This window comes from Pseudomonas sp. OA65 (assembly GCF_017498305.1).
Classification (GTDB): domain Bacteria; phylum Pseudomonadota; class Gammaproteobacteria; order Pseudomonadales; family Pseudomonadaceae; genus Aquipseudomonas; species Aquipseudomonas zanjanensis.
In genome coordinates this window covers 187,502-199,810 of the sequence record NZ_JAGDEZ010000002.1, presented here as the reverse complement: position 1 = coordinate 199,810, position 12,309 = coordinate 187,502, and the positions used below count along the sequence as shown (strand labels likewise).

The 12,309-nt window shown below is 52.2% G+C and carries 6 protein-coding genes; 1 reads left to right on the top strand and 5 read right to left on the bottom strand.

Translation table 11 applies throughout. The features are described 5' to 3' along the window. The 5 genes from J3361_RS02535 to J3361_RS02515 all read right to left on the bottom strand — a co-directional run. On the bottom strand, nucleotides 1–5,194 hold a 5,194-nt coding region (locus tag J3361_RS02535), incomplete at its 3' end, for a calcium-binding protein (RefSeq protein WP_279382038.1). An 8-nt stretch (nucleotides 5,195–5,202) separates the two neighbouring features. Next, nucleotides 5,203–5,628 carry a DUF5625 family protein gene (locus tag J3361_RS02530; protein ID WP_207962158.1) on the bottom strand — a complete coding sequence of 142 codons (426 nt, stop codon included), beginning with the start codon at nucleotides 5,626–5,628 and terminating at the stop codon, nucleotides 5,203–5,205. 279 nt (nucleotides 5,629–5,907) lie between these two features. After that, nucleotides 5,908–7,329 (bottom strand): HlyD family type I secretion periplasmic adaptor subunit, encoded by a 1,422-nt coding sequence (locus J3361_RS02525; RefSeq protein ID WP_207962156.1) that lies wholly within the window; start codon nucleotides 7,327–7,329, stop codon nucleotides 5,908–5,910. Then, the gene (locus J3361_RS02520) at nucleotides 7,322–9,484 is read right to left on the bottom strand and encodes a type I secretion system permease/ATPase (RefSeq protein WP_207962154.1); all 2,163 of its coding nucleotides are present in this window, start codon (nucleotides 9,482–9,484) and stop codon (nucleotides 7,322–7,324) included. Before J3361_RS02520 ends, J3361_RS02525 begins: the two co-directional genes overlap by 8 nt. 132 nt (nucleotides 9,485–9,616) lie before the next feature. Then, nucleotides 9,617–11,026, bottom strand: a complete 1,410-nt coding sequence (locus J3361_RS02515; protein ID WP_207962152.1) for a TolC family outer membrane protein — start codon at nucleotides 11,024–11,026, stop codon at nucleotides 9,617–9,619. 1,049 nt (nucleotides 11,027–12,075) lie between these two features. Between J3361_RS02515 and J3361_RS02510 the strand changes: the two genes are divergently transcribed. After that, nucleotides 12,076–12,294: a 4-oxalocrotonate tautomerase family protein gene (locus J3361_RS02510; RefSeq protein WP_207962150.1), complete on the top strand. Its 219-nt coding sequence runs from the start codon at nucleotides 12,076–12,078 to the stop codon at nucleotides 12,292–12,294. Nucleotides 12,295–12,309 lie beyond the last annotated feature (15 nt).

Sequence of the window (12,309 nt, the reverse complement as noted above, 5' to 3'; positions counted from 1 at the left end):
CCATGCCATTGCTATGCAGGAACACCAGGTCAGAGCTGACCCTGCGGGTCGTGATGTCGCTGGCGAGGATGCCCGCACCGAAACGCAAGGTATCGGTCGCCACGAAGCCACCGTCGTAGTCTGTGATGACGTCTTTACCGTCCCCCAGGTTGAACACATAGGTGTCGGCGTAGTTACCACCGGTCAAGGTGTCATTACCGGTACCGCCAACCAAGGTGTTTCCCTTCGAGCCGGTAGCGACCACGATCGTGTCATCTCCAGCATCACCGTAGAGTTGGTTGGCACCTGCGCCGCCTGACAGGGTGTCGTTACCAACCCCACCCCGAATAACATCGTCACCATCTTCACCGTAGAGAAGATCATTACCCTCTTGTCCATGGATTACGTCATTACCGGCACCGCCATTTAGTGTGTCAGCCCCCGCCCCCCCCATGATGACATCCACTCCCGTCGAACCGGTGAGTTGGTCATCGCCCGTTGTACCTAGAAGAGGGACGCTGGACCTGATCCGATCAAGATCCCAAATCGAGCCGTCAGCAAACTTGATTTCTTTGACGGTACTGGCCGTAGCCGAGTCCGCAAAAAAATAGTCGATGGTCAATTTATCGGTGCCGTTATCCGTGCTAAGGACAAGACTGTCCCCTACACGGAGGAATGTAACGTCTGCTGATTGGATGTCGAACATTTCGACGGCGTCCAGCCGGTTGACTAGAGCACCGGAGCTACCGATAAGATCAAGACCGTAGCCCTTTCCAAACCGGAAGGTGTCAGCACCGGCACCGCCAAAAAGTCTGTCATTGCCAGCGCCGCCGTCGATGACATCGTCGCCCTCATCGCCGTAGAGCAGGTCGTCACCCTCCTGCCCGAGGACTTGGTCATTACCAGCACCGCCATTTAGAGTGTCAGCCCCCGCGCCGCCCATGATGACATCCGCCCCCGTCGAACCAGTAAGCTGATCATTACCGGCGGTGCCTTGGAAGATTACGCTCGATTTGATCCGATCGATGTTCCAGATCGAACCATCAGCAAATCTGATCTCCTTGACGGTACTGGCAGCAGACGAGTCGGCAAAGAAATAATCGATGGTCAACTTGTCGGTACCGTTACCCACGCTAAGGACCAGGCTGTCCCCTACACGGAGGAATGTTACGTCTGCTGATTGGATGTCGAACATTTCGACGGCGTCCAGCTGGTAGACCAGAGCACCGGAGCTACCGATAAGATCAATACCGTAGCCCTTGCCAAACCGGAAGGTGTCAGCACCGGCACCGCCAAAAAGTCTGTCATTGCCAGCGCCGCCGTCGATGACATCGTCGCCCTCATCGCCGTAGAGCAGGTCGTCACCCTCCTGCCCGAGGACTTGGTCATTACCAGCACCGCCATTTAGAGTGTCAGCCCCCGCGCCGCCCATGATGACATCCGCCCCCGTCGAACCAGTAAGCTGATCATTACCGGCGGTGCCTTGGAAGATTACGCTCGATTTGATCCGATCGATGTTCCAGATCGAACCATCAGCAAATCTGATCTCCTTGACGGTACTGGCAGCAGACGAGTCGGCAAAGAAATAATCGATGGTCAACTTGTCGGTACCGTTACCCACGCTAAGGACCAGGCTGTCCCCTACACGGAGGAATGTTACGTCTGCTGATTGGATGTCGAACATTTCGACGGCGTCCAGCTGGTAGACCAGAGCACCGGAGCTACCGATAAGATCAATACCGTAGCCCTTGCCAAACCGGAAGGTGTCAGCACCGGCACCGCCAAAAAGTCTGTCATTGCCAGCGCCGCCGTCGATGACATCGTCACCCTCATCGCCGTAGAGCAGGTCGTCACCCTCCTGCCCGAGGACTTGGTCATTACCGGCGCCGCCATACAGAGCGTCAGCCCCCGCGCCGCCCATGATGACATCCGCCCCCGTCGAGCCAGTAAGCTGATCATTACCGGCGGTGCCTTGGAAGATTACGCTCGATTTGATCCGATCAATGTTCCAGATCGAGCCATCAGCAAATCTGATCTCCTTCACGGTACTGGCTGCAGACGAGTCGGCAAAGAAATAGTCGATGGTCAACTTGTCGGTACCGTTACCCACGCTAAGGACCAGGCTGTCCCCTACACGGAGGAATGTTACGTCTGCTGATTGGATGTCGAACATTTCGACAATATCCAGTCGACTGACCAAAGCATCGGAGCTACTGATAATGTCGATCCCGTAGCCCTTGCCAAACCGGAAGGTGTCAGCACCTGCACCGCCAAAGAGTGTGTCGTTGCCAGCGCCGCCATCAATAATGTCATTGCCGGTATCTCCGTAGAGGGTATCGTTACCTGTGTTGCCATCTAAGCGGTCATCGCCACCATTGCCATACAAAACATCGTTACCGGAGCCACCCGCTAAATTATCATTAACGAGAGTACCTAAAAGTTGATCATCACCATTTAGCCCATTGAGAGCCATCGTTCGAATTTCATCGATGGACCAAATGGTACCGTCAGCGAAAATAATTTGTTCAAGCTTATAAGAAGAAGTTATCTCGGCGTTAAAATAACTCGTTATCGTTACGCGATCCGTGCTGCCTCGCAATGCAAGCACCAGATCAAAGCCTATTCGGCTTAGCAATATATCGTCATGAGCGATGCCATCAGTGAACACTACTGAGTCGCCTTTGAAGATGACAGCGTCATCATTATTAATTATATCTTGGCCCCAGCCTCGACCAAAACTATAAATATCATTGCCATCACGACCACTAAGATAATCATTACCAGACCCACCGACGAGAGTATCGTTGCCGTCCTCGCCAAAAAGCGAATCATTTCCATCACCACCAAATATAGTATCGGAGCCTTCTTCACCGAACAGAGTATCATTGCCTCCGGCACCCTCTAAAGTATCATCGCCGGTTTGCCCCCAAAGATAGTCGTCGCCTAAACCACCCGATATTACATCATTAACTGAACTACCCCAAAGCTTGTCGTTCCCGGTGGTAGGCGTAGAAATAATTCTCAATACGTCTGGCCATTTCCATTCAGTTCCGTCTGCAAAAACAATACGATCAATAGAGTAACCGTGATTAGCCAGTGTATATTCATCAAAATAACTTTGAATTGTAACCGACCCAACAACCCCCGCCACCCTAATAACCAAATCATAATTACTTCGCACTAAATAAACATCACTCACACTGACATGTTCACCAAAACGCAAAGTATCTAAAGATGTATTTGCCGCATCCAAATCGGCATTTAAAATAACATCAAAACCCTCCCCCCTATCATATCTATAAGTGTCCGCGCCATTGCCTCCTACTAGATAATCATTGCCTTGCCCGCCTACCAACTCGTCGTTGCCGCCGCCCCCATACAATCGATCATCACCACCAACGCCATAGAGGAAGTCGTCAGTGATAGCCCCGGTCAAAACATCGGAACCGACCGTTCCTATTGAGTTGGCGAGGCCCAGTTTCGACAGTAACAAATAAAAGCCATCGCCATTAACATCACCAGCAGCTCTAAGACTCGAGAGCAATTCCACTCCAAACTCGCCGCTGTCGCGAAGAGCTGTCGCAAACTCCATCATCAGCGCAGTACCTGACTGCGCATCCAAAGCATACGAGGCCTGAAGTTCCTCTACAATTTTTTCTGCATTGAGCGAAACTCCACTTTCACTAATACTAAGATCGGCTCGACTCCACAAGCTATAAAAGTGGGTTTGCATCATTAGCTGACCATAAACCACTCCTGCCAAATTATCGAAGGCTTGCAATAATATCGCGGCTGCTGGGCCATGAGGGTTAGGATCTCGCTGTCCCCAACACCAAATTCCCGAATAATTTTCCCCGAGAAACGTTTCAAGTGTCGCCAGTTTGCGAGCATCTCCGATCACGTTGCCATATATTTGCGTCGCTGCACGGCTAGCAGGGTCAATATCTTCAACCCCTGCCCAATGATATATGATATCAATAATCAGATTCTGGCGTGTCGCTCGGTCTGTGGTGGCAATAAATTGTTCAAGTAGTACTTTCAGCTCTCCCGATGAGTCAAGGGCCATCGCGATGTGCAAGCTATGTACGTTACCAAACCCTTCCAAGTCAGGAAGTGATTTTATAGAGTCAGAAATAGCGACTTTTGAAAGATCTACAGTATCGGCCCCATCCGCTAAAAACCAAACATCCTCTGCAATACCGATACTTCCATCCGCTCGTATAAAAGATCCTACTTGCCGATGCTCATTGCCGTTATTGTCCACAACCGAGGACGGCACATCGCCATTCGCGTCGACAGTTCCGGGCTCAGAGTAGCCTGTGTTAATCGAGACAATACCAACGCTATTGAGAGAGCGGAGCTCATCGGATTGAGTTAATCCGTCTGAATTACTATCCACCCACACTTGGAGCTCTGAGAAGGCTGAGTCTCTGAAATCAAGCACGCCATCATTATTTTCATCTAGCGCGCCTAATGAGAGGAATCCGTTTTCCGCCTTGCTTCCATCTTTCGTGACAGAGTTATTGCCGAACAACTCGCTACCACTATCAATTGTCCCGTTTCCATTTCTATCTAAAACCAGTAAACCATCGTCTGATGAAACCCATCCTGAGGCCTCTGCAAAACCATTACCATCGTGATCGAAATGGACACCTGCCGAAAGCCCAACTGTCTCGACACCGTCCCCATCCAAATCTAAGATAATCGGGCTTGTTGTCGTTTCTGCTGTGCCAAACGCATCTTTAAGGTCGCCAACTAGTTTATCATTGAGCTTTCGAATCCACGGCATGGTGAGTTCAGCCCTTAATGCATCGATGTTATGAGTTGGCCATATCGCGCCCTCATACCCCTCTTCATTAAGACCTGCCACGTCCAGTGCCTTCCAGACGAAATCAATACAACTATTATCCCATCCCGCGTACCATAGACTAAAACCATATGCCTCCGGATTCTGAGCATAATCCAGCAACGTTTGGTACTGATAGTCGGTTATGTCAATTTGCTGACTGTACTCAGTTTCTAAATAATGTTCATTGTCGTGACGTTTTACCTCGCCCTGTCCATAAGGACTACCGTCCTCTATAGGAGCGAAGCCGAAACTAAGGACGCTTCCATCATCGGATATTAATTCATACCATAGGTGACCAGTCGCCGAAGCGCCCCCCTCCGACAATGGTGTTCCGCGATCAGAGACGCTGACCCTTAATTTAGGCATATATTCCTCTACTTACCGTAAAAAGCTTTGATAAAAGTGATTGTCGTGCGAGATGACTTGATATTTGCTACGGCCCCCTCCCGCCGTACAAGCAAACGATAGCGACCTGACTTTAAAAACAAATCCGCGATTTCGGCATGCAAGACCCCCTCCCCCCATGAAGATAGCTTGGGAGTTTTTGAGATACTTTCATGCACCACTTTGCCTGATGAAGTTTCCTTAATAAGTATGGATACATCAAATGGCGCGCCTATCTCTACAGCTTTCCCAGAAGAAACCAGCTGCAAACCGCCCACTTCCCTCCACAACGTCTGACGAGCACTTTTATCTGCAGCATTGTAATGATAGTCCAGACGAATTGAGTATCGATCATCATTCGACACATCGACAACCATCTCCGAAAGGCCATTTTGGCCATCTAAGCTAAAGTCCATGCTTTGTTCCCTTGAATCACTACATCCTGAACCCAGCAAAGATGAAACTAAAAACAAAAATGTTAAAGCAGTTCTAATCAATCTCTCGCCTCCCACTTTACCACCCCCTCGCACCTTACCGATATCGCCACCAAACTACCCGAACAGCTTTGTAACTCATACAAAAGCAATACAAAGCATTTTCATTTCAACAAACCCGCAATACTTTAGTATCTTGTTCAGAGGTTTACACCAGAACCAATCCCTCTTCCGTGATCTCCATAAAGAAACCATATCTAGTTACCGCTCCCTAATACTTTCCTTGAAATGCGCTTGCAATGGGCTCAGGAAATATTCGATCACTCGGCGTTTGTCGGTCTTCACTTCAGCAGTGACCCCCATTCCCGGCTCTAAATTAAGGCGTGTTCCGCCGACTGAAAGGGAGTTGCTCGCGAGCCGAATTTTCACGTTATAGATCAATCCTCGCTTCTCATCCTCGATTGCATCCGATGAAATGCTCACTACTTCTCCATCAATTACCCCGTACTTAGTAAAGGTATACGTCTCCACCTTCACCGTAACTGCCTGCCCTTTGTGAACAAACCCGACATCCTTGTTTTCCAGAGTAGCCTCAACCTCGACCGGCTGCCCCGACGGCACAATCGTCAGTAACGGCTGCGCCGGTGTAATTACCCCGCCCACCGTATGCACATTCAATTGCTGCACCGTTCCATCTACCGGCGCTTCCAGTGTAGTCAGGCCGTCTTGGTACTCAGCCTTGGCATAATCCTGCTTCAACGACGCCACCTTCTGATCCGCCTGCTGCAACAGATCCAGCATTGCCCTCCGTGTCTGCGCTACCACGCCTGCCCGTCGCCGCTCTGCCTCCTGACGGGCCGCAGAAGACTGAAGCATGCTGGCTTGCTGCACGCTCAACTGTCGCTCGACGTCCAACCGCGCCTGTTCCTTTTCCAGGTAGGCATGGCGAGCGATGTACTGCTTATCCAGCAGATGTTGATAGTCATCCGCCAGCTTCGCGACGATGGGCAGCGTTTTCTGCAGACTCGCGACCTGGCCTCGTGCCGACTGAATGTCGGCTTGTCGCTGAGCAATCTCAGCGTCAACAGTGTCCAGACTGCTGCGATACTCTTGGTATTGGCCTTGCACCCAACGCTCAGCAGCGAGCACGTGCTCAGGGTCGGCACCCTGAATAGCTCCAGCTAACGTTCTTGGTGCTCGTTGATGGTCTATTGCATCGATCATCGCCGCGGCCCGCGCGCTATCGATCCGCGCGGCCAATAGATCGCTTTGCACGCGACCCACATCAGCCTGGGCCGAAGTGGAATCCAACTCCAACAGCAACTCACCAGCTTTGACGGTCTGGCCGTCATGCACATGGATGGCCTTTACAACTGCCGTTTCGCTGGACTGAATGACCTTGCTCTTACCACTGGGGATGATCTTGCCCGTAGCTGTCGCCACGACATCGATCTTGCCGACACAGGCCCAAACCAGTGCAATAGCGGCAAAAGCCATAATCGCCCACATGAAGACGCGAGGAGCCGGGTGAGTCGGCCGCTCCTGCAATTCAAGGGAAGCTGGCAGAAACTGAATTTCGTGGGCCAGACGCCTCGGAGCATCCATCTCCCGACGAGCTTTCCAGGATTGGCGCCAGGCGTGTCGATAACGTTGCAGTAAGCCTGCCGACTCTGCGTTAGACATCGCTGACTCCTTGCTGCAAACGATGCAGGCGCGAGTAATGCCCGGCCTGGTGAGTCAATAGTTCAGCGTGAGTACCCTGCTCGACAATCTGGCCACGCTCCACCACCACGATGCGGTTGGCGTCACGTACAGCGGAAAGTCTGTGGGCGATGATGATGACCGTACGGCCTTTGCAGATGTCCTTCATGTTCTGCTGCACTACGCGCTCCGACTCGTAATCGAGCGCACTGGTGGCTTCATCGAAAATCAAGATCCGGGGATTGCCCATCAAGGCACGGGCAATGGCGACACGCTGGCGCTGCCCGCCGGAGAGCGACGCACCGTGTTCCCCCACTACGGTGTCATAGCCTTCGGGAAGCTCCAGAATGAACTCGTGGGCGCCAGCAAGCTTGGCTACCTGGATGACCTTCTCCAGTGGCACGCCGGGATCGGTCAAGGCAATGTTTTCGCGGATGCTGCGGGCGAACAGCATGTTGTCCTGCAGTACAACACCTATCTGCCGGCGCAGCGAGGATACGTCCGCCAGCGCCAGGTCCATTCCATCTACCAGCACACGTCCGCGTTCCGGTACGTAGAGCCGCTGGAGCAGACGAGTCAGGGTACTCTTGCCGGACCCCGAGCGCCCGACCACACCAATCACTTCCCCCGCTTTAATACTGAGGCTGACGCCACGCAAGATCTCCGCCCCATCGGGACGGTAGCGAAAATGTACTTGGTCAAACTCGATGCGGCCGCGGATTGGCGGTAACGAACTTCGCGTTGCCTGAGCGATCTCGGTGCGTGTGTTGAGGATGTCACCCAGACGCTGCACCGAGACGCCGGTCTGTTGAAAGTTAGTCCATAGCTGCGCCAGACGCATGATCGGCTGCGCGACGCGGCCGGCGAGCATGTTAAATGCTATCAATTGCCCCACTGACAACTGCCCTTCGATCACCAGGCGAGCCCCGACCCACAAAGTCGCCACGGTGACCAGCTTCCCAATCAGCGATACGCTCTCGTTGGCGATGGTGGACAGGGTCTGAGTTTTAAAGCCGGCCGCTACATATCCGGCCAACTGGTTGTCCCACTTGCGAATGGCCTGAGGCTCAACAGCCATCGACTTGAGGGTATCGATACCATTGACGGTCTCAACCAAGAAGGCCTGGTTTTCTGCGCCCCGGGCGAAGCTATCATTCAACCGTGCGCGCAGGACCGGCGTGATCAATACCGACACCAATATGTACAGGGGTAGCGATATCACGACGATCAACGTCAGCCAGCCGCTGTAATAAAACATCACAGCAATGAACACGACGGAAAAAAGCACGTCGAGTATCAAGGTAATCGCATTACCTGTCAGGAAGCTGCGGATATTCTCCAGCTCGCGAACCCGAGCCACTGAGTCCCCCACTCGCCGCGCTTGGAAATAAGCCAGCGGCAGAGTGATCAAGTGCCGAAATAACTTGGAACCCAGCTCTACATCGATACGGCTTGCCGTATGCGCGAATACGTAACTGCGCAACCCCGTCAGCGCGGACTCAAAAAGCATCACCACGACCAAGCCTACCGCAATGACGTCCAAGGTCGTCAGCCCTCGGTGCACCAGCACCTTGTCCATAACCACTTGGAAGAACAATGGGGTGACCAGAGAGAAGATCTGCAGAACAAACGACACCAACATGATCTCGCCGAGCAGTTTTCGGTATTTGACAATCGCTGGGATGAACCACGTAAAGTCAAACCGAGAGGATTCTCCTGGCGTGTTTGCTTCGGAACGGATCAGCAAAAGCTGCCCTGTCCAACGTGATTGGAGCGCTTCGAAAGTGATGACCTCCGGTCGCTGCACTGCCGGGTCATGGATCAATACATTGCCTTGGTCCAAGCGGGCGATAATAAAAAACTTTCCATTCACGTCGCTGGCAATGGCAGGCAGCGGTGTGCGGTGCAAGCGGTCAACGGAGGTGGAGGCAGCTTTGGCTTTGAGGCCGAGCTTACGCGCAGCCAACAGCATGTCCGCCTGACCAAATGGACCATCAACGCTTCCGAACTCATGAGCGAGTTGATCTGCGGAGGCAGCAACCTGATGAAACCGAGCAAGCATGACAAGAGAAGCCAGGCCGGTGTCAAATAGGGGGGCGCTTTCAGGCGTAGTAGCGCCCGCTTCGGTTTCAGTCATTTCCAATGCTCATCCCTGCAGACAATATTCCGCAGCCAAAATATATCCAAAGGCCATGTTTTCATAAGACCACACTCTGGAGAGTTAAAGGCGCAACCCTGACGACGGTTTCGCGATTAAGCAAACGCCAAATTAAACTCCCGGAGGAAGAAAATCTCGAGAAGGGACATAGTCCTGTTTCAAGTAAAAAGAAAGCAACTTCAGATCATCTATACTTAAGGTACCCGCCGCCTGCTTCAACTTGAGGTTATCGATGATATAGTCGTAGCGTGCATTGTTATAATCGCGCACGACTGTATACAGTTGTTTTTGCGCATTGAGCACGTCAGCAATATTGCGTGACCCTATATCTACCCCCACTTGGTTAGCCTCTACCGATTTCCGAGCAGAAGTGATGCCTTGGCGCCGAGCCTTAATTTGCGCAATATCAGCATTTATCCCCCGAAATGCGTTGCGAGTGTTCAACACCACCTCGCGACGTCGATCTTCCTTTTCATCTTGACTTTGTAAGAGTCGCTCGACAGATTCTTTTACTTTGGAATTCGTCATACCGCCGGAATAAATCGGAATATTTAACTCAATCCCAATGCTGCTCTGGGCAACGTTGTCGCGATAGCCGTCTCGTCCAAAATCCGTCGGGTTGCTATAACCGAAGCTGTCGTTGTCACCCTTGCGATACGAGGCCACCGCGTCGATCGTTGGTAAGTGACCGGCCTTTTGCTGCTTGAGCGTTTGCTCTGCGGCTTGCTCAGCTTGTTCATCGGCTTGGAGTTGCAGGTTTTGACGTACAGCCGTGTCTACCCACGACTGAGCCTCGTTGGGCACTGGTGGCTCAACCGGTAGCTGATGTCCCATACCGGCGATAGACCTGTAGGACTGGTTGGTCAACCGACTCAATGCTTCATACGCATCGTCGACTTTTCGCTGCACCAACTGCCGGTTCGCCTGCACATTGTCATAAGCTGCCTGGGCGTCATACACGTCAGTAATACTAGAGGCACCGTCTTCCAGCCGACCTTGAGCCTGATCACGCTGATACAACAGAGCAGCTTCTTCAGCCTCGACCGCTGCTAATGCATCAAGCTGGCGCAACGTCTCAAAGTAAGCCTCAGCCGCTGTTAGCGCCAACGTCTGAACCTTCGCTGAAAGCTCCAGCTCCGCCTGAGCGACACTGGACTGAGCCGCCTTCAATTGGAACCAGCGGTCTATACGAAAAAGCGGTTGGCTGAGATTTGCACGAAAGGTCGTCCCGCTACGGATGCGACTGAGGGAAGGTTCATCGCGCTCTAGCCGCGTGGCTTCCGAAGTTGCACCTGCCGTGAGATTGGGTAACAGTCCGGATCGAGCTTGAGGAACCGCTTCGCGTTGGGCCAAAAAGGCGTGGCGAGCAGCAGACAGTTGCGCATCGTGTTTAAAAGCAGACTGGTACACACCAAGGAGGTCGGCATGCTCCGAGGAAGTGTCTTCAAAAGAAAAAGCAAACTGGCTGAATACACCGATAGCAAAAAATATACACCGGCGAGAAAAGGAATAATGATTCATCGTTTTTTTCCAGAAACTGCTCAGCCTGAGTCGCAGCTCGACAAATGCCGCATTTGATAAAACCATTATTTTTCTTCTGAGCAGGCAAACGAACCCGTTCTATATCCAGAACACGCCCGTTTCTAACATTTAAATGACGCAGTACCGTGCCTGTCGAATGGCGACAGTAAAAAATTTTGCTACACGTGATTCTCTTTCAGCTCACTGGACAACGTTGAGCTGCCCAGCAGCGCTGATGTATCGGGTAAGTCACCGAACCGGCCGTACTATCACCCAGTCATTACAGTAAGGGCCTGGTAGGGGCATGCCATTGCCACCGTTCTCACACACTCAATGGAGTGCTGCTCTCATGCAACTTAATGTGATCAAAACATCGATATGCACACTCTGGGTAATATCACCACATGGATAAGTTCATTCACGAGATGGCATTCGAATTAACCCGTAACCTGTAAAAATGCTATCAAAACGACATCACTCAGTCCATGACCCTTTATCGGTGGCCCTTTGCCCCAAAGCGACGAGAAATTCCACATCCGGAACCATCATCCGATCAAAATCAACTTATAACAAATTGATTATTAAGGATTTTTATCCTTAGTGTTTCCCCGTTCTCTCTCACGCGGTGGCCCTCCATCGCCTCTGCATAAGGAGTGTTTTTCGACCAACGGCTATTTTGCCTCGAATGTCGCTGCTCGCTGAAAAAGCCCAACAAACGCGTCTGTACGGGAACTGCGCCACAGTCAGCGCCAGGCCCGTCGGCGAAATTATCAGCAGACTGACCAACATCACCGATGTGCTCCAGCCATTGATACTCCGCGTAAGCCAAAGCTCCGCGAACGTTGGCTCCCCTTCCATGCGTTGCCCCAGCTCCGCGTCTTTCATTTCTATGCGGGCAGGAAAGCCTGACTGGCCGCCAACGACGATTGTTCACGCACGTTGAATGCAGATGCCAACCCAGAGGGATTTATTCCACGGACCTAAAGGAGAAAGATGCGCGCCAGAGGCCCTCGCCCCTGCCGAATCGTTCACACCCACGGAGTCGATCCATGCCATTTGCCAACTACAAATTTCCCGAAGGAATCCTGGACCACGCGCGCAAGGAAGAGATCATCCACCGCACCACGGAGATGTTCGTCGAATACTTCGGCGAGGGGGTGCGTCCGTTCACCATGGTCTTGGTGGAAGAGGTGGCAGACGGTGGCTGGGGGCGCGCCGATGAAACGCTGACGCTGGAAAAGATGGGGCTGCCGGCCAAAGGGCGATAGCGCTGTTCATTCAAG